Origin of the sequence: Metabacillus sp. B2-18, assembly GCF_021117275.1 — a bacterium.
Taxonomy (GTDB): domain Bacteria; phylum Bacillota; class Bacilli; order Bacillales; family Bacillaceae; genus Metabacillus.
On record NZ_CP088245.1, the window covers coordinates 3,727,399 to 3,745,488 of the forward strand.

Annotated in this window: 18 protein-coding genes and 1 pseudogene; 3 read left to right on the forward strand and 16 right to left on the reverse strand. The window is 35.0% G+C overall.

Going from position 1 to position 18,090, the window contains the following annotated elements; genetic code table 11:
- Nucleotides 1-95: 95 nt before the first annotated feature.
- Both argH and LPC09_RS18930 read right to left on the reverse strand, forming a co-directional pair.
- Nucleotides 96-1,469 (reverse strand): argininosuccinate lyase, encoded by a 1,374-nt coding sequence (gene argH, locus LPC09_RS18925; RefSeq protein WP_098795014.1) that lies wholly within the window; start codon nucleotides 1,467-1,469, stop codon nucleotides 96-98.
- Nucleotides 1,466-2,668 carry an argininosuccinate synthase gene (locus LPC09_RS18930; RefSeq protein ID WP_098795013.1) on the reverse strand — a complete coding sequence of 401 codons (1,203 nt, stop codon included), beginning with the start codon at nucleotides 2,666-2,668 and terminating at the stop codon, nucleotides 1,466-1,468. Before LPC09_RS18930 ends, argH begins: the two co-directional genes overlap by 4 nt.
- Before the next feature lie 243 nt (nucleotides 2,669-2,911).
- Between LPC09_RS18930 and LPC09_RS18935 the strand changes: the two genes are divergently transcribed.
- A complete protein-coding gene (locus LPC09_RS18935) occupies nucleotides 2,912-3,247 on the forward strand; it encodes a hypothetical protein (RefSeq protein WP_231308013.1) in 336 nt (111 codons plus the stop codon).
- 37 nt (nucleotides 3,248-3,284) lie between these two features.
- Here the strand turns inward: LPC09_RS18935 and LPC09_RS18940 are convergent, their stop codons facing one another.
- Both LPC09_RS18940 and LPC09_RS18945 read right to left on the reverse strand, forming a co-directional pair.
- Entirely contained in the window at nucleotides 3,285-3,800 is a 516-nt protein-coding gene (locus LPC09_RS18940; RefSeq protein ID WP_098795012.1) for a MogA/MoaB family molybdenum cofactor biosynthesis protein, read from the reverse strand.
- 12 nt (nucleotides 3,801-3,812) lie between these two features.
- A complete protein-coding gene (locus tag LPC09_RS18945; RefSeq protein ID WP_176550942.1) occupies nucleotides 3,813-4,652 on the reverse strand; it encodes an EcsC family protein in 840 nt (279 codons plus the stop codon).
- Nucleotides 4,653-4,930: 278 nt separating this feature from the next.
- Between LPC09_RS18945 and LPC09_RS18950 the strand changes: the two genes are divergently transcribed.
- The gene (locus LPC09_RS18950) at nucleotides 4,931-5,077 is read left to right on the forward strand and encodes a hypothetical protein (protein ID WP_176550941.1); all 147 of its coding nucleotides are present in this window, start codon (nucleotides 4,931-4,933) and stop codon (nucleotides 5,075-5,077) included.
- Nucleotides 5,078-5,315: 238 nt separating this feature from the next.
- Here the strand turns inward: LPC09_RS18950 and LPC09_RS18955 are convergent.
- The 8 genes and pseudogenes from LPC09_RS18955 to sppA form a co-directional block, all read right to left on the reverse strand.
- A protein-coding gene (locus LPC09_RS18955) for an IS1182 family transposase (protein ID WP_176551265.1) occupies nucleotides 5,316-6,667 on the reverse strand; the annotation gives its coding sequence in 2 pieces (ribosomal slippage) (nucleotides 5,316-6,100 and nucleotides 6,100-6,667; 1,353 coding nt in all).
- Between the two features lie 140 nt (nucleotides 6,668-6,807).
- The gene (locus tag LPC09_RS18960; RefSeq protein WP_098795010.1) at nucleotides 6,808-7,995 is read right to left on the reverse strand and encodes an acetate kinase; all 1,188 of its coding nucleotides are present in this window, start codon (nucleotides 7,993-7,995) and stop codon (nucleotides 6,808-6,810) included.
- Nucleotides 7,996-8,391: 396 nt separating this feature from the next.
- Nucleotides 8,392-9,385, reverse strand: a pseudogene (locus tag LPC09_RS18965) (class I SAM-dependent methyltransferase).
- A gap of 127 nt (nucleotides 9,386-9,512) precedes the next feature.
- Complete coding sequence (gene tpx / locus LPC09_RS18970; RefSeq protein ID WP_231308014.1) at nucleotides 9,513-10,013, reverse strand: thiol peroxidase; 501 nt, start codon at nucleotides 10,011-10,013, stop codon at nucleotides 9,513-9,515.
- A 127-nt stretch (nucleotides 10,014-10,140) separates the two neighbouring features.
- On the reverse strand, nucleotides 10,141-10,623 hold the full coding sequence (gene ytfJ / locus LPC09_RS18975; RefSeq protein ID WP_231308015.1) for a GerW family sporulation protein: 483 nt from the start codon (nucleotides 10,621-10,623) through the stop codon (nucleotides 10,141-10,143).
- 76 nt (nucleotides 10,624-10,699) lie between these two features.
- Nucleotides 10,700-11,380 carry a DUF2953 domain-containing protein gene (locus LPC09_RS18980; RefSeq protein ID WP_098795006.1) on the reverse strand — a complete coding sequence of 227 codons (681 nt, stop codon included), beginning with the start codon at nucleotides 11,378-11,380 and terminating at the stop codon, nucleotides 10,700-10,702.
- Nucleotides 11,381-11,610: 230 nt separating this feature from the next.
- The gene (locus LPC09_RS18985; protein ID WP_231308016.1) at nucleotides 11,611-12,138 is read right to left on the reverse strand and encodes an RDD family protein; all 528 of its coding nucleotides are present in this window, start codon (nucleotides 12,136-12,138) and stop codon (nucleotides 11,611-11,613) included.
- A gap of 12 nt (nucleotides 12,139-12,150) precedes the next feature.
- Nucleotides 12,151-13,155, reverse strand: a complete 1,005-nt coding sequence (gene sppA, locus LPC09_RS18990; RefSeq protein ID WP_231308017.1) for a signal peptide peptidase SppA — start codon at nucleotides 13,153-13,155, stop codon at nucleotides 12,151-12,153.
- Nucleotides 13,156-13,309: 154 nt separating this feature from the next.
- Between sppA and LPC09_RS18995 the strand changes: the two genes are divergently transcribed.
- A complete protein-coding gene (locus LPC09_RS18995) occupies nucleotides 13,310-14,110 on the forward strand; it encodes an NAD kinase (RefSeq protein ID WP_231308018.1) in 801 nt (266 codons plus the stop codon).
- A gap of 37 nt (nucleotides 14,111-14,147) precedes the next feature.
- Here LPC09_RS18995 and LPC09_RS19000 read toward each other — a convergent pair whose 3' ends face one another.
- From LPC09_RS19000 to LPC09_RS19015, 4 genes are all read right to left on the reverse strand, one after another.
- Nucleotides 14,148-15,749, reverse strand: coding sequence for an amidohydrolase (locus tag LPC09_RS19000; protein ID WP_231308019.1), 1,602 nt, complete (start codon nucleotides 15,747-15,749; stop codon nucleotides 14,148-14,150).
- A gap of 164 nt (nucleotides 15,750-15,913) precedes the next feature.
- A complete protein-coding gene (gene mbcS, locus LPC09_RS19005) occupies nucleotides 15,914-17,497 on the reverse strand; it encodes an acyl-CoA synthetase MbcS (protein ID WP_231308020.1) in 1,584 nt (527 codons plus the stop codon).
- 160 nt (nucleotides 17,498-17,657) lie between these two features.
- Complete coding sequence (locus LPC09_RS19010; RefSeq protein WP_162987437.1) at nucleotides 17,658-17,801, reverse strand: hypothetical protein; 144 nt, start codon at nucleotides 17,799-17,801, stop codon at nucleotides 17,658-17,660.
- Between the two features lie 71 nt (nucleotides 17,802-17,872).
- Nucleotides 17,873-18,088: an alpha/beta-type small acid-soluble spore protein gene (locus tag LPC09_RS19015; protein WP_098795000.1), complete on the reverse strand. Its 216-nt coding sequence runs from the start codon at nucleotides 18,086-18,088 to the stop codon at nucleotides 17,873-17,875.
- Between the last annotated feature and the right edge of the window lie 2 nt (nucleotides 18,089-18,090).

Here is an 18,090-nt window from a genome sequence, read left to right on the forward strand (position 1 = left end):
TTCAGCTCCTTATTTTCAAATGCTCGCGATTAGTTTATCTGAAAATAAGGAGCTTATACTGTTAATTACTGTTTTTTATTTTTTAGGAAATTGTTTTAGCTTAACGTTTTCTTTGCCTTTTCCAGTGCTTGTTTGACCATTTCAAAGCCAGTCCCACCAGCGCTCATACGTTTTCTTACTGCTTCGTAAGGATTGATCATTTCATATAAGTCTTCTTCAAATAAAGAGGAGGCTTTTTTATATTCTTCAAAAGGCAGATCCTTTAAATAAATTCCTGATTGAATGCATTGATAAACCAAAGTCCCAACAACTTCATGTGCGTCTCTAAATGGCATACCTTTTGTTGATAAATAATCTGCAAGTTCAGTAGCATTAGAGAAATCTTCTGATGTTGCTTTTTCCATCTTCTCTTTGTTTACTTTCAATGTATCAATCATACCGATAAAGATTTGAAGACTTCCTTCAATCGTTTTTACGGTATCAAACATTCCTTCTTTATCTTCTTGAAGGTCTTTGTTATAAGCAAGTGGAAGTCCTTTTAAAATAGTTAAAAGTGACATTAAGTTTCCATACACTCGACCTGTTTTCCCTCTAATTAGCTCAGCCATATCAGGATTTTTCTTTTGTGGCATAATACTGCTTCCTGTTGCGTAAGTGTCATCAAGTTCAATAAATTGAAATTCTTGCGAACACCAGAAAATAATTTCTTCACAGAAGCGTGATAAATGCATCATTAGCAATGAACTGTTGCTAAGAAATTCAATAATAAAGTCGCGGTCGCTTACCCCATCCAAGCTATTTTCATAGATGCCATCGAAATTCAGCTTTTCAGCAGTATATGCACGGTCAATCGGAAAGGTAGTTCCAGCAAGTGCAGCACTGCCAAGCGGCGAAATATTTATTCTTTTTAGTGATTCAGTAAATCTCTGTTTATCACGGTCAAGCATCCAAAAATAGGCCATTAAATGATGGGCAAATGAGATTGGTTGTGCACGTTGAAGATGAGTGTACCCAGGTAAAATTGTTTCAACATGTTCCTCAGCTTTGCCAATTAGCGATTGTTGCAAGCCCTCAATTAATTCAACAACCATTGCAACATGTTTACGCAAATAAAGATGCATGTCAGTGGCTACTTGATCGTTACGGCTTCTTCCTGTATGTAATTTCCCTCCAACAGGACCAATCTCATCAATTAATAGTTTTTCGATATTTAGATGAATATCTTCATAGTTTACAGAAAAAGTTAGTTCATTCTTTTTCGCTTTTTCTAACAGTGAAGTTAAACCTTTTGTGATTTGGTTTGCTTCGTCTTGAGTAATAATTCCGCACTTACCAAGCATTTCAACATGTGCGAGACTACCTGTGATGTCTTCCTCAACTAATTCCTGATCAAAATGGATGGATGCGCCGAACTCATCCACCCATTGTTCAGGGGTTTTTTGGAAGCGACCACCCCAAAGTTTTTTCATACTTCCACCTTCTTGTTGTTTTTCACCATGCTGTTTACTTTTGTTGGAAGTCCAAATAATTCGATAAAGCCAATTGCTGCATTGTGATCAAATGCATCATCTTTCGTATATGTTGCAAGTTTCTCATCATATAGAGAGTACTCAGATTTTCTTCCTTCAACAATCGCATGACCCTTGAATAATTTCACTCTTACAGTACCTGTTACATATGTTTGTGTTTCTTTTAAGAAAGCGTGTAAAGCAGATTTTAATGGTGAGAACCATAAGCCGTTATAAATAAGTTCTGCAAGCTTTTGTTCAATCACTGGTTTGAAATGAGCAACCTCTTTCACTAATGTTAAATCTTCTAACTCTTTATGAGCCTTAATTAGTGTCATTGCACCAGGACATTCGTAAACTTCACGAGATTTAATACCAACAAGACGATTTTCTACATGATCGATACGACCTACACCATGCTTACCAGCAATTTGATTTAATTCAAGAATTAATTCATGTAATGGATAAGCTTTATCATTAATCTTCACTGGTACACCTTGCTCAAATTGAATTTCGATCATTTCCGGTTGATCTGGTGTTTTTTCAATTGGTGTTGTTAAATCATATGCACCTTCAGGAGGAGCAGCCCATGGGTCTTCTAAAATACCGCACTCGTTACTTCTTCCCCAAAGATTTTGGTCAATTGAATATGGGCTATCTAAATTAATAGGAATCGGAATACCATGTTTAGACGCATATTCGATCTCCTCTTCACGAGACCATCCCCACTCCCTTACTGGAGCAAGAACTTCAAGATCAGGATTTAATGCTTTAATTGAAACTTCAAAACGTACTTGGTCATTTCCTTTTCCAGTACAGCCGTGTGCAATTGCAACCGCGTTTTCCTTTTCTGCAATTTCAACTAACTTCTTAGCAATTAATGGACGAGATAAAGCAGAAACTAACGGATATTTTCCTTCATAAAGTGTATGTGCTTGTAAAGCAACTAGCGCAAAATCTTTTGCGAATTCTTCTTTAGCGTCAATCATATATGATTCAACAGCACCTACTTGAAGAGCTTTTTGTTGTACAAATGCTGTATCTTTTCCTTCACCTACATCAAGGCAAACCGCAACAACAGCGTAACCTTGTTCTTGTAACCATTTAACTGCAACAGAGGTATCTAATCCTCCGGAATATGCTAAAACAACCTTTTTCATCTAATTGTTCCTCCTCAGTTGTATAAAAATTAATATATGTTTATAAAAATACATTTATTGTATAGATAACACTTTACCAACTGTTTCCCTGTTTCGTCAATAGAAAAATGTATATTTTCTTAATTCTTTGTATAAAAATAAATTTTTCTGTATTGCTCAAGTTAATATATACGGTTCATTTAAAAATGTTACGTACTTATAGATGATTTGATTCCACTATTGTAAAATAAGGAAAGATCATGAATGGAAGAAGGAGAAAAATTGAGCGAACACTTTACCTATGATCCTAGACTTAAAATAATGATTCCAACCCTGGATAAACCATGGACAACATATAGTATGCAAACTCAAAACCTCATATTAACAGAGTGGGAAAAAATCCGTGGTCATATTCCTGACAAAATTATAGAGGTAGAAAAAGAAATAAATAGGAAGCAGGAGCTACTTAACCATGAGGAAGATTTTGATACATCTTGTGAATTAAACGGGGAAATTGCGGAGCTTGCTTCTATCATAAATGATTTGTGGATATGGTTTAGAGCAACCCAACATGTGTCACCAGTTAAAACGCATAGCTAAAACAAAAGAAGGCTAATTCTAGCCTTCTTTAACTATTTCATATTAAGTCCTTCTTAACCTCTCTAACTACATGACCTAGTTCAGGAAGGATCAACTTCTCCATTGCCAGCTTAACAGCACCAGATGAACCTGGCATAGAAAAGATCGCAGTATTCATTGCTACTCCAGCTACAGCTCTACTTAAAATGGCGGCAGAGCCAATATCATCCCGGTAGCTAAGCATACGAAAGATCTCACCGAAGCCTGGTATTTCTTTTTCAATTAACGATTCAACTGCTTCAATCGTCACATCTCTTTTCGCTATCCCAGTACCCCCATTTGTTAAGACAACATCAATCTCTCTTGTTTCACACCCTTTTAAAACAGAACTGCGAATCAATGTTTTTTCATCACGGACGATTTCATAATCAACTATGATGTGGCCATTCTCCTCTAATAATTTCTTTATTAACTGACCACTTTTGTCAGTTCCTTTATCTCTTGTGTCACTAATTGTTACAACCTTGCACCTTATATGATCAGGAGCGTGTAACTTATGTTCTTCAGTACTCATGATACCCTCCTGCTACTGACTAGTTTTTTCAGAAATAAGTCTATATTGATAATAATTATTTGCAAATTCCGTTATCTGCCGTGTAAATTGATAATTTCCAGCAGCACCAATCATCATACTAACAAGTGGAATCCCTGCGACCAATTTTCTCTTAAATAAAGATAAGACAGAAAGCTTCGCAATTTGAGCAAGAATATACTTTATGCTATTTTGGTCAGCCATATCCTCGTTACCTTCATAAAAATAATTCATCCCATTATCCGATTGGAGTTCTTTCTTTAATTTAATCCATTGTTCGTATTGTAAATGTTTTGGCATTAAAGCGGCATGATACACTTTTAACGAAGTCATCATTTCATATGGATTATTTATCTCATAACCATAACACATAGAAATCATTTGAATGGCTCTTAGATTCATAACTGCCTGCAATGGAATATCAGCACTTGTGAGAAGCATTCCTCCTGTACCAGTGATACCTCCTTGAAAAAAGGAATAAAGCCGGTGTTTAGAACTCTGTAAATCAGCTAAGTAATGAAGCTGATCGATCGAAAGGAAATGTAAATCACTGATCTGCTGAATACGATTGTTCAATGCTCTTGCAGACAACAGTATTTGACTTTTCGCATCTTTCTGTATAAATGAATTTTGAATAACAGAGTGCAGGTTAAAAAGACTCGTATCCACTTTTTCATAAAACACCTTCTGCATTCGCTCAGGTATGTCATCAAGTTTCCGAGTAAGCCACCTGTCAAACGTTCTTTGAAAATCTGTACGACCATCATTTTGAAGGTCAATTTCCCATGTTTTAATTTCCTCTAATATAGCTTTCTCACGACTCAATTCATTCATCCTCATGATCTCCTTACTCTAAGCAAAGTAGGTATTATTTGGTGAACTTGTTATTTTTATCATAACATAAAAGCCCAGAATCAGAATAATAACAAAGGAACTGATTTTGTATAGATCGTTGCATTTGAAAATTGTGAAAAGACATCAAATTTGAAGTTTTTGTTACATCTATTTTCTTTCGACAAGAAAAGCATGTAACGAAATATAACAATCTTATAGAATGATGTTGTACTCTAACATATGATTAACACAATCAAAATAAAGAAGGAGTGTTGAAGATGAAACATTTCGTGTTTACGATTGATTCAGATGAAATTATTATCAAAGCCAATGGAATGATTGATGCAGTCTCAAAGGTAAAACAATTGATCATAGACAGTGGAAATGATAAAAAAGAATTGAAGTTTGTAGGTGTTAAGTATTAATGATTTTATATAATTCCTGTAAAAATAATTCTAAACAATACCCCGGTATGCTGGTTAAATAAACACTTTAACCCAGCATACCATTTTTAATCTTCATAGAAAAAGACAACCATTTATGGTTGCCAGCTTGTAGAGAAAGTGGGTGTTTTTCTCTACAGGCTTTTTTATTTTCTAAAAATGTTTTTATAAATAGTAATAATTTTCTTAAGCCAACCAAAAGAAAAAGCTTCTCACACACCTAGCTTAACTTAGCTAGGTGTGTGGCAATCTTTTTCATATTCTGGCAAGCAGCGGTGAGAAGCACCTGCTCACTTGCATTCCTTAATCCCCGTAACCGGCAGTAGCGAAGCCCATGCAATTCTTTTGAATCTGCAAAGCTTCGCTCTACCTTTTCTTTTCTAAATTTATATAGTTCTTTCCCAGATGGGGAAAGGCGATTTAATCTAACTTGATCTTTATGATCTTCCCAAACATGTCGAGTTACTACTTTTTGGTTGTTTTTCGACCTTGTACACTGTGAGAGTAGAGGACATGTTGCACATTTCTTGGGATCAGATTTATATTCTCGATATCCCTCTCTTGTAGTTGTTCGATAAGTTAACTCATCCTTATTTGGACAAATATATAGATCATTCTCTCTATCATATGTAAATTTCCATTTAGGAAACAAACCTTTGGTTGGTTTAAATCTTCTATGAGCAATTACTCCAAATATGTTTCTATCCGATAATCCCTTACAAACAGCACTAGTTAGATATCCTGAATCCAAAGCTGAAGCTTCTACTTTAAAACCAAATCGCTCGATTTGACGGTCAAGTCTTGATAAATAAGGAACAGAATCATGGACATTACCTGGTGTAACATACGCATCAGTTATAATATTGAATTTAAAGTCTGTCGTTCGATGATCTAGGTAACAGAACATTTCCTGTTTGTTATCTCTAGACATAAATCCACTTTCAGGATCTGTTGAACTTACACGTATTTCCTTAGTTTCCTTCACCTCCTCTCTTTCTTTCAGAGCTTTTTTCCATGTTCTTTACGATCTTGTTCAATAGCTTTATTTAAGTCTTCAATATAATCTCTAGTCTCAACCTCAACCGTTTCTCTAGTGAATTTGTGTTTATTCGCATTAGCTTTTAAATGAGTAGAATCTGTAAAGAGAACTCTTCCTCCTACCATACGATGTTCCATTGCCTGAAAGACAATCTCATCAAAGATTTCTTGGAATATATTTGTTTCTTTATAACGAGTTCTACGATTCCAACTTATTGTAGAATGATGAGGAACTCGATCAGATAATTTCAATCCTAAAAACCATCTATAAGCAATATTCATTTTAATTTCTTCTTCTAATTGTCTCTCAGAGCGAATTCCATATAAATAGCCAACAAACATCATTTTAAAAAGAACTAAAGGATCAATTGAAGGGCGTCCATTATCCTCACAATAATAAGGTTTTACCTTTTCAAGAATGAATGAAAAATCTATATATTTATCTATTTTTCGAAGCAGATGATTTTCAGGAACAAGGTCATCTATTACTATAAATTCAACTTCATTTTGTGTGTTTTCTCTTGTATTGAACATAAATATCACCATCCCCAATTTGTTATATATATTATACCAAATTAACGCGGTGAAAAGTAAAAGTAATCAGACAAAATAATAGGCTGCCGAGGTTTCTCGACAGCCTGACAACCATTTATGGTTGCCTTTAAGAAACATGATTATTTTGCCATTCTTACTACATCTCTTGCTATCATTACTTCTTCATTTGTAGGAATTACTAATACTTTTACTGGTGAATGTGGATAGCTAAGGTATGCCTCTTCTCCACGAACCTTATTAAGTGCAGGATCCCAATAAATCCCCATAAATTCAAGACCTTTTAATACACGTGCACGAATTTCTGTACTATTTTCACCAATACCGGCTGTGAAAATAATTGCATCAACACCTGACATTCTTGCAGCATAAGAACCAATATATTTATGAATACGACTAGCAAACACTTCTAATGCTGTTTCTGCTCTCTCGTTGCCTTCTTTAGCAGCTGATTCGATATCACGTAAATCACTTGAAAGACCAGAAATCCCTAAAATACCGCTTTTCTTATTTAAGATATCCAGCACTTCATCAGCTGTCTTTTCTGTTTTCTCCATAATAAATGGTATTAAAGCCGGATCAATATTCCCTGAACGTGTACCCATTGCTACACCTGCTAGTGGTGTGAAGCCCATAGATGTATCAATAGAGCGACCGCCTTCAATTGCAGCAATACTTGCTCCATTACCTAAGTGACATGAAATTAAGCGTAAATGCTCTACAGGTCTTCCTAAGATTTCTGCTGCACGCTCTGATACATATTTATGGGAAGTTCCATGGAAACCATATTTACGAATTCCATATTTTTCGTAATATTCATAAGGCAGGCTATATAAGAAAGATTGTTCTGGCATGGTTTGGTGAAATGCTGTGTCAAATACTGCAACAGCCTCAACATTTGGAAGAACTTCTTTGAAAGCCTTGATTCCTACAACATTGGCTGGATTGTGAAGTGGTGCCAAATCAGAAAGCTCTTCAATCTTAGCAAGTGTTTCATCTGTAATTAAAACAGAGTCATTAAATACTTCTCCACCATGTACAACACGATGTCCAATTCCATCTATTTCATCTAAAGATTGAATAATCCCTAAACCTGTAAGCTTAGATAATAAAATTTTAACAGCTACAGCATGGTCTGGAATATCTGATACTTCTGTTTGTTTTTCATCATTTACAGTAATGCTGAAAACCGAATCGTTAATCCCAATTCTTTCAACTAATCCTTTTGTTAATACTTTCTCACTTGGCATATCAAAAAGTTGAAATTTTAGAGATGAACTACCTGCATTGATTGCAATAATTTTTGCCATTTAGTAACTCTCCTTTTTTGTTTATACAAGCTGCCGTTAACAAAAACTCTTCATATGTAAAACGATCAGCAAGACATCTTTCATTTAATCGTTAGTCTATATTGAAAAAATCATTTCACAGAGATTCATCATAATCTTTACTTTCTTATTCTCTACAAAATGCTACCGATTATTATCTGCCTTTTCCATTTAAACACTGACATTTCGACATTTCAAGAACTTGATAAAATTGCAATCGGTTACACCTAAAATTCGTATAATTCAAATAATTCAACTTATGGATTAGGTGCAGTAGATAATGAATTTACACTTGTTTTTATAAAAAATCTCTTATCAAATTGTACTGAATCATAAAACAAAAAAGAGACTCTTTTTGAGCCTCTTTCTTATTTTTCATTACTTGTTTTCACTAAACCATTTATCAATTTGCTTCATAATGGAGTTCATTGCCTCTTTATTTGAAAATTTCGGAAGCTCAGCTAGTATTGCTTGTTTTGGCTGGGTAGCTTTTTCTCCTTTTTTCTGAAGAATTAAAATACTTTTTCCGTGTCTTTCATCTTTAAAGAGTGATAATGGTAATTTAATAAATCCTTGTATAATTGCGGCTTTCCGTAGATACTCATTTAGCTTTGGTGCTTCTTTTGTTTCAAATAAAGAATTAGGAACAACAAAAAATAAATATCCATCTTCCTTAATATGCTTGATACTCTGTTCCATAAAAAGGTGATGTGAATAAGAATGACCTTCATCAGCTTTTAATTCATATTTTGCTGCTTCCAGATCATTAGGATAATACCCCACTGGAAGATCGCAAACAACAAGATCAACCAACTGGATCTATAAACAATCGCTCTAAGCTATCTTGATTAAAAAATTGAACAGGATGCTCCTGAAGATTTGCGCTTATATAAGCTAATCTTATAAGCAAATCATCAACTTCAACCCCGTGACTATCCACTTCTTCGATCGTTAAATAATTTAGGATTGTTGTAAGTAAATTCCCCGTTCCTACTGCCGGATCTAGAATTGATAGTTTGTTTTGTTTTCCCACAAATTTACTAACAAGATATCCCAAGAACAAGCCAATTGTATCTGGTGTCATTTGATGATTAGGGTGTGCACCATCTTTTAATCCTTTTAAGATTGCTAATTGAAAAGCTTTTCGCAACTCTTCTCTATCATACGAACCTAACGTTACAGATTCATATTTTCTTTTTAAGCTTTTAGAAGTTATCTCACTTAAATCCTCTTGTAAGATAGATTGTTGGAATAAGTTTTCTCCTGTTTCAGCTAACGCCTCTATGTATGTAATATTACACTCCTGAGCGAGTAAATCTGCTGTTTCATTTATTACTGCAAACAAATTTTCAATCTTTGATATTGTTTTCATACATTTACTCCTCCTAGCACTTTCCTCTTTCCATTCTAGACATTGTTTTTCGTTTAGTCAAAGTAATCGTACTAGAATCAGTAAATAGAAAAAGGACCGACATATTGTCAGTCCCACATGATTAAACTTATTGTGCCGCTTTAGCTGCTTCAATTGCCGCTTCATAATTTGGATGATTCGTTGCTTCACTAACATATTCCACATATGTTACTTTATCATTTGAATCTACAACAAATACTGATCTTGCTAATAAACGTAATTCCTTAATTAATACACCATAAGCTTCACCAAAAGAAGCATCACGGTGATCAGATAATGTTTTTACATTTTCAAGACCATTCGATGCACACCATCTTTTTTGTGCAAATGGTAAATCCATGCTAACTGTTAACACTTCAACATTTTCAAGCTTTGATGCATCTTCGTTAAAACGGCGGGTTTGTGCATCACAAACTCCTGTATCAATAGAAGGAACTACTGAAATAATACGTACTTTCCCTTTTGAATCAGCTAGTGAAACTGGTGATAAATCATTTGCTAGTACAGTAAAATCTGGTGCTTGATCACCAGCATTAACTTCATTTCCTAGTAATGTAACTGGGTTATTTTTGAACGTAATAGATGCCATACCGAACTCCTCCTTTTAATTATGTACAGAGTAAATATAGCCTAGCTTTCCAAAATTATCAATAATTATGTTTGTAAAGTTCAGTTAACTTTACCTTCCGAAAAAATAACTGCCTAATAGTAGGCAGTTAAATGTCTAGATCTTGTTTTTGATTTTGACTTGATTGATTGCTATTAATATCTTCTAAAGGATCATTCTTTTGGTCATTACTCTTATCCTTTTTAAATATACCTTGAATTTTTTCAACCGCTTGAGGTGCAGCCTCCAAAATTTTCTCGTATAAGTGGGTGCTCTCGTCTAAATGAAGCATTTTCACTCCATTTGAAGAAACGATTAAGAATGCGATAGGAGTGATTGAAACTCCACCACCACTTCCGCCGCCAAATGGAAGTTTTGGTGTTTTTTGACCTTGACCATCACCTTCTTCTTTGCTAGCTGAATTAAATTCACTACCTCCAGCTGCAAAACCAAAGCCAACCTTTGAAACAGTTAAAATTACACTTCCATCGGGTGTTTCAACAGGATCTCCTACAATGGTATTTACATCAATCATTTGTTTTAAATTTTCCATTGCAGTCTTCATTAACCCTTGAATTGGATGATCACTCATTATGTAGCCTCCTTTAGAAATTATAACCGGTCATGCTCATCTCATCGAGAAGGGGTCATAGCCATCTTAGTTCATGCTAATTTGCAAAAAATGAAAATGGTTTGGTCTTAAGTTTAGGGCGACCACCTTTCCAATATTTGATAAGCTGAATACCTGCCAACATAGCTTGCCCGATTCGAAATTGAATCATACATTGTAATTTTGTTCTTGAACAATAAACATTAAATTCAGGTGTAATTGAAATAATAGGTGTTGTATGCAACTGCATATATTGACTAACGATTCCAACCACTCCACCTTTTATCGACCATACTAATCCTGTCAGCATTCCTGTATGGGCAGCATCTCCAATTCCGATTTGTGAATGCCACTCAAATTCTTTCACTTTTACTTTCTTTAAAAACCGTCGTACTATTTTATGTAATCCCACTACATGCTGCAGAATTTCTTTTACATCATGTATCGCTTTTACTTCCTCTTCAGGTGTAATCTTTTCTTTTCCCTTTTTCACCTTTTTGTTTGAATTCTCATCACCAAGCTTCTGCTCTTGCTTAACAATTACATTAGCTTCATCATCAACCTTTATTAAGGGAATGGATATCGTATAACGAATTATGCCAAGCCATGCCCGAAACTTTATTTTTATATGATCATCATCTCCGACGTGAAGTAAATCAATGATAACTGTTAGTCTTGTCAGCAAAATAAGAGAAAAAAGGAATAATAATATCAATATAATGACTATGATCCAAACCATTATGTCACACCCTTTCATTTTGCATTATCACCTCTTAAAAATTAAAATAAACCTGCTATTTTATATAACAGGTTAAAAAATAAGCTTGGTGTTAAACAACTATAAGAGAGATGAAGACTAAAACTGTTAGGATTACGAAGAGAAATGGTCTTCATAAGGGCGATAAAGAACAAAATTGCTGGGAATTCGAAGACTCTTTTCACCTCAAGCCAAAATAAAAAGCCTGTTGATTAAACAACAGACTCTTCTTTGATTGATTTTGAAAATACTTTTTCATGAATAACTAGGGTGTCAGCAAAAATATCATGTAAAGCTTGTTTTTTTGGAGTAAATGCTGCAATCACATAACCAACCCAAATCATTTTTGAAATATACCTTCCAATTAACTCTCTGAATAAGATTGTACCCCAATTTAAATTTTCTTCTCCCTTAGTAGAAACTACTTTTAATCCAAAAACCATTTTTCCTAAGGTTTGCTTCAACAGTTTTGTCATGATCACAAAATATGCAAAAAATGTAATGGCAGTAATAATTGAAACAACTGAAAAGATATATGAATCATTTGTATCTATGCCTATTAATTGTAACAGGGGGTAAACAAGGATACGATTAATACTACCAATAACAATCAGGTCTATTAAATATGCCCAAAAACGAATCCAGAAGCCTGCTAGTAGATTTGTATAGTCTACAACTGTTTCTTTTTCTACAGGTTGATCCTTTTCAGGATGATCTAACCCCTCATATGTAGCGCCCACATACAGCCCTCCTTATTCAGAATATAAATACATTAGCCTTGGTGAGTTTGTATTTGATAGAAGCTGATAAAGATTTGACAGTTCAATGTCTTCCTTAAATACTTTGCCAGCAGTCATTGTTAGAAAGCTTTCAAAACCTAAAGCTGTACCGTATTGAATCACTTGCGCATCCTCTATTTTTAAATCCTTTTTCATTGCTTCAACTGTATCGTCAAAATAACCTAATTCATCAATTAAGTTAATTTCCTTCGCTTGTCTTCCATCATAAACTCGACCATCTGCAACCTTTCGTACCTGATCTTCTGACAATGGTCGTCCTTCTGTGATAACATCTACAAATCCCGAATAAGCATTATCGACCATTGATTGTAGAATGTTTCTTTCATCCTCTGTCATTTCACGGGTTGGTGAAAAAATATCTTTGTATGGTCCGCTCTTAATCGTTTCAAACTTCACACCATACTTTTCAGCCAATCCTCCATAGTTTATAGACTGCATAATTACACCTAAAGAACCAGTTAACGTATCGGGTGCAGCAAAGATTTTATCTCCTGCTGTAGAAATATAATATCCTCCTGATGCTGCTTGTGTTCCCATCGATACATATAATGGTTTTTTGCTAGCTTCTTTTAACTCAAGAAGTTTTTTATGTATTTCTGCACTTTCCACAACTCCGCCACCAGGAGAATTTACCCTTAAAATGACTCCTTTTATCGTGTTATCCTCACCCGCAGCCTCTATCATATCTAAAAACGTTTGATGTTGATATCCCGCTGTACTAAAGAACGAGGTAACATCTTCGCCTGTGTCTTGGATCACTCCATTTACATTTAACACAAGAATTTTACTAAATTCTGAACCCTCATCAATGACTTCCTCGGAAAACTCTGAACCAGTAGAGAATGCTTCTGTGAACATCTCACTTTGATTTAAGAACATCATTGTTGAGCTGATAATAATGGAGAATACAAATAAAACAGCTGCAATTGCTAAAGCTCCCCAGCGCTTACCATTCATTGTTCTTACCTCCTCTATTTTTTTGCTTATATTATGATTTATCTAGCATGTTGAAACATTTTTCTTATGTAAAAGTGGTAAACTAAACAACATAAAGTATTGTACCATTTTCAAGGAAAAATGTGGAGATTTACATATCTAAGGAGGAATCATTGTGACAGATCGTCGTAATATTTACTTTTTCTACAAAAAAGAGGAACATACACTTGAAAAAATTAACACGTTAATTGAAGCTGCTAAAAATAGTGATTTTATAGTTGTAAATGATTATAAAAAGGCAAACATCATTGTCAGTATCGGAGGAGATGGTGCTTTCCTTCAAGCTGCACGAAAAACAAATTTCAGATCAGATTGTTTGTATGTTGGCATCGGCGTTGATGATACATTAAGTCTATACTGTGATTTTCATTTAGATGATATCGAGAAAATGATAGAAGCAATAAATGAATCACAAATTGAAGTAAGACGATATCCTGTTTTAGAAGTGAAAATTGATAATTCAACAACGTTTAAATGCTTAAACGAATGTTCCATTCGTTCAGGCATCATTAAAACATTTGTTATTGATGTTTTTATTGATAATCTCCATTTTGAAACATTCCGAGGAGATGGCATGTTGATTTCTACACCAACGGGAAGCACTGGATATACCAAGTCTGTAAACGGAGCAGTCGTTGATCCTATGCTACCATGTATACAAGTGAGTGAATTAGCTTCATTAAACAATAACCTTTACCGTACTCTAGGCTCTTCCTTTATTCTTAGCGATAAAAGAAAATTAAAGCTTAAGGTTGTACAAGATGGTAACGACTATCCTGTTATTGGTATGGATAATGAAGCATTAAGTATTCGCCATGTCCAGGAATTAGAGTTCGGTTTAAGTGAACAACCAATTAAAACGGTTAAACTTAAAGATAATTCTTTTTGGGAAAAAGTGCAGAGAACCTTTTTATAATACAGTTAATTAACCGGGGAAGAATACCTTCCTCGGTTTATGTTATTTGCAACGCATTCTTCTTATAAACAACTTCATTATCTACTACGGTCATCATGACATTGGTACTTAAGAGTTTATCAGGTTCAATTGTAAAAATATCTTGATCCAAAATTGTAAAATCTGCCGTATATCCTTTTCTAATCATGCCTCTATCGCGTTCATGATGAATAGCGTATGCACTGCCTTTTGTAAAAAGCTCAACAGCTTCGTACATAGATAATTTTTCTTCTGGCAGATAACTTTTTCCTGTTTCCTCATAATCGCTTGTTCTTGTGACAGCAGCATGAATTCCTAATAAGGGATCAACCGGCTCAATTGGTGCATCTGATCCTCCCGCACAGTGAATTCCTTCATTTAAAAGTGTTTTCCAAGCATAGCAGGATTCTAAATGCTCTTCCCCAATTCGGTCAATAACCCATGGGAAATCACTAGTTACAAAACGAGGCTGAATATCTAAAATAATGGGCAAATTCTTAGCTTTTTCAATTAAATCTTTTCTTAGAATTTGAGCATGAATAAGACGATCATGTTGTCCCTTCAAAGGTGGATTGTTTTTAATAATATCAATTGTCCATTGAAATGCTAGGTCACCAATTACATGAACTGCAACTTCCATCTTATATTGTCTCGCCTTTTGGACCAATCCCTCTAACTCTTTCTTTGTGTGAATAGCAACCCCTGATGTTTCTGGTTCATCTTTATATGGAAAACTAAGTAGCGCTGTTCTTCCACCAAGTGCACCATCAGCAAAGATTTTCATAGCACCAAATTCACCAAACTCTCCAATCTCTCTCTTTTTCTGTTGAAATTCATCAACGATAAGATGATGAACAAGTAAATGACTTCGAAATTTTAAGCCATTGTTTAATACTCTTTGAAAAGCTTCTAATGTATTTTCCAAACTTCCATAATAAGAGAGATCTTCGGTATGAGCTCCTACCAGCCCTTTTTGATAGCAATCTTTAATAGATGTTTGAAGAGCAAACTCTAGTTCTTCTACTGTCGGGGACGGAGCGATATTAAGCACAAGCTCCTGTGCTTGATCTAACAAATATCCAGTTGGGTTACGCTCCTGATCTCTGACAATAACCCCACCTGCTGGATCCTCTGATTCTTTCGAAATATTTGCAAGTTCCAATGCTTTTGAATTGGCTATAATAGCATGCCGACATATACGTCTTAACATAACAGGATGATCTGGCGATACCTCATCTAAGTCTGAGCGATGAAGTATTCTTTGATCTTCCAATTGATTTTCGTTCCAACCCTCTCCAATAATCCAACTTCCCTTTTTTACTTCAGTTGCTCTTTTTTTTATACTTTGAATAATCTCACTGGAGTTAGTTGTTTTTGAAAAATCCAATCTTAGCAGCTTTTCTCCATGAGCAATTAAATGAAGATGGCTATCAACCAGCCCTGGAATCATTGTATGACCTTGTAGGTTCTGTTTCTCTATAATTTCATCAGAGTACTGAGTAGTAAGTGTTTCATAGCTACCTACGTCTACGATTCGTCCATTTTTTGTAAAAACAGCATCAACTTTACCTTTTTCCTGTTCTAACGTGTAGATGTTTCCACCAAACCATAACGTTCCCATATTATTCCTCCACCAAAAAGAGTCATTTACTGAATGGTACCACATTTCAACTTCCATAAAAAATAACCAGGAAGTAATTCCATCCTGGTTATTTTTGGACGATAGTATAGAAAAGTGTAAAGCTTTCACCATTGAGACTTAGCAATAAGCCATGTTTTTTTATACTATGCCTGTTTAAGCTTTAATTCACGTTCTCTTAATACTACGCGTCGAATTTTTCCTGAAGTTGTTTTTGGTAAATCTTCAATAAATTCGATTTCTCTAGGATACTTATAAGGAGCTGTTAAATCTTTCACGTGCTGCTGAAGGGTCGATATAATCTCTGGTTCATTGGCTAATGAAGGATTTCTTAACACAACAAATGCTTTTACAACATTTCCTCTTACCTCGTCAGGACTTGCAACAACAGCACATTCTTTCACATATGGATGTTTCACGAGAGCGTCTTCTACCTCGAAAGGTCCAATGGTATATCCTGAACTAATAATAATATCATCACTTCTACCTTCGAACCAGAAATATCCATCTTTATCCATTCGGGCACGGTCACCAGTTACATAATAATCACCTCTGAACTGCATAGCTGTTCGTTCAAAATCCTTATAATATTCTTTAAATAAAGCTGGTGTGTCTCGGTGAACCGCAATGTCTCCGACTTCCCCTACAGCACAAACTTCACTTTCATCATTAATAATCTTCACATCATTACCTGGTGTTGGTTTCCCCATTGAACCAGGCTTAATTTCCATTCCTTTTAGGACACCAACAAGTAAAGTGTTCTCTGTTTGTCCATAACCATCGCGTACTTTAACATTAAAATATTTTTGGAATGTTTCAATAACCTCTCTATTTAAAGGCTCTCCAGCAGATACAGCACTATGTAAGTTTGTAAGTGAATATTGATCTAGTTTTTCAACCTTTGCCATTAAACGATATTCAGTTGGTGTACAGCATAAAACATTTACACTGTAATCGTCTAAAAGCTTTAAGTATTTTTCTGGATCAAACTTCCCGTGGTAGATCAATCCCGTTGCCCCGGAACCTAATACAGATAAAAACGGACTCCAAACCCACTTTTGCCAACCAGGACCTGCAGTTGCCCAAACAACGTCATTTTCATCAATGCTTAGCCAGTTTTTTGCGGCTGTTCTTAAATGAGCAAAAGCCCACCCATGTGTATGGACAACCCCTTTAGGGTTACCTGTTGTACCAGAAGTGTAAGATATAAATGCCATACTATCTGACTTTGTTTGGACTGGTTCCATTGAGGTACTTTGCGAACATATCAATTCTTCTAACGAAGTCCAATCTTGTTTATTTCCCTCTACAACAAATTTTTTTAGGGTATGATATTCCTTTATCTCTTTAAATTCATCTGTATAAAGCCCATAGCTTATAACGGCCTTTACATCTCCATGTGTAATTCGGTATTGTAAATCTTTTGTTTTCAGCATTTCGGAGCTAGGAATAACAACTAACCCAGCCTTTAACGCTCCCAGATATACAGCATAGGCATCTATCACTCTAGGAATCACTACTAAAACTGTTTGTCCAGGCTTTAACCCCTGCTCTATTAAAGCGTTTCCAATCTGATTTACTCGATTTATTAATGAAAGGTAGGTAATTTCCTCTTTCTCACCTTGTTCGTTTTCCCATTTTAATGCAACTTTTGTGGAGTCTCCAGCATATTTCTCTATTTCTTCAACTAGATTATAAATTGGTGGTGCAAGAAGTTCTTCTCTTACCATATTTTCCCCTCCTTCATTTATACTTCATATTATACCTAATCGTCCAAAGTTTTTAAATGTTAATGAAACTTCATTATGACAGAATAAATGCGGAAATCCGACATGAAAAACTAGAAAAAAATGAAAAACAGACCCCAATAAGGCCTGTTAGAAATTTATCTTAGCTTTGCTCATTTGCTTGTTTAGCATTTTTGGGTTCATTTCTTCTTTTTCTTTGCTGTTTTCGGCTTTTTTGAAGTTTTTGTCGTTGTTCTCTTTCACCATCATATTCTTCTGCTATTTCTTCTCGATCATCTCTAGTCAAATGGAACACCCCTTTTTTCACATTGAAAAGAGTGGGGTTTCCCCCACCCTTCGTAGCCATTATTTATTTAATTATTGTTGGTAAGAACCGCTCATTTGTTGTTGAGCAAAAGAAACTAAACGTTTAGTGATTTCACCACCAACTGAACCGTTAGCGCGTGAAGTTGTTTCTGGTCCTAAGTTAACACCAAATTCAGAAGCGATTTCATACTTCATTTGATCGATAGCTTGTGCAGCACCAGGTACAACTAGTTGGTTTGAGCTATTAGATCCACTGTTTTGTGCCATGT

What these genes read in the sequence shown, in the direction of transcription:
- argH (WP_098795014.1), bottom strand. Translation starts at nt 1,469, where the DNA reads ATGAAAAAACTTTGGGGTGGTCGCTTCCAAAAAACCCCTGAACAATGG.
- LPC09_RS18930 (WP_098795013.1), bottom strand. Translation starts at nt 2,668, where the DNA reads ATGAAAAAGGTTGTTTTAGCATATTCCGGAGGATTAGATACCTCTGTT.
- LPC09_RS18935 (WP_231308013.1), top strand. Translation starts at nt 2,912, where the DNA reads ATGGAAGAAGGAGAAAAATTGAGCGAACACTTTACCTATGATCCTAGA.
- LPC09_RS18940 (WP_098795012.1), bottom strand. Translation starts at nt 3,800, where the DNA reads ATGAGTACTGAAGAACATAAGTTACACGCTCCTGATCATATAAGGTGC.
- LPC09_RS18945 (WP_176550942.1), bottom strand. Translation starts at nt 4,652, where the DNA reads ATGAATGAATTGAGTCGTGAGAAAGCTATATTAGAGGAAATTAAAACA.
- LPC09_RS18950 (WP_176550941.1), top strand. Translation starts at nt 4,931, where the DNA reads ATGAAACATTTCGTGTTTACGATTGATTCAGATGAAATTATTATCAAA.
- LPC09_RS18960 (WP_098795010.1), bottom strand. Translation starts at nt 7,995, where the DNA reads ATGGCAAAAATTATTGCAATCAATGCAGGTAGTTCATCTCTAAAATTT.
- tpx (WP_231308014.1), bottom strand. Translation starts at nt 10,013, where the DNA reads ATGGCATCTATTACGTTCAAAAATAACCCAGTTACATTACTAGGAAAT.
- ytfJ (WP_231308015.1), bottom strand. Translation starts at nt 10,623, where the DNA reads ATGAGTGATCATCCAATTCAAGGGTTAATGAAGACTGCAATGGAAAAT.
- LPC09_RS18980 (WP_098795006.1), bottom strand. Translation starts at nt 11,380, where the DNA reads ATGGTTTGGATCATAGTCATTATATTGATATTATTATTCCTTTTTTCT.
- sppA (WP_231308017.1), bottom strand. Translation starts at nt 13,155, where the DNA reads ATGAATGGTAAGCGCTGGGGAGCTTTAGCAATTGCAGCTGTTTTATTT.
- LPC09_RS19000 (WP_231308019.1), bottom strand. Translation starts at nt 15,749, where the DNA reads ATGGGAACGTTATGGTTTGGTGGAAACATCTACACGTTAGAACAGGAA.
- mbcS (WP_231308020.1), bottom strand. Translation starts at nt 17,497, where the DNA reads ATGGTAAGAGAAGAACTTCTTGCACCACCAATTTATAATCTAGTTGAA.
- LPC09_RS19015 (WP_098795000.1), bottom strand. Translation starts at nt 18,088, where the DNA reads ATGGCACAAAACAGTGGATCTAATAGCTCAAACCAACTAGTTGTACCT.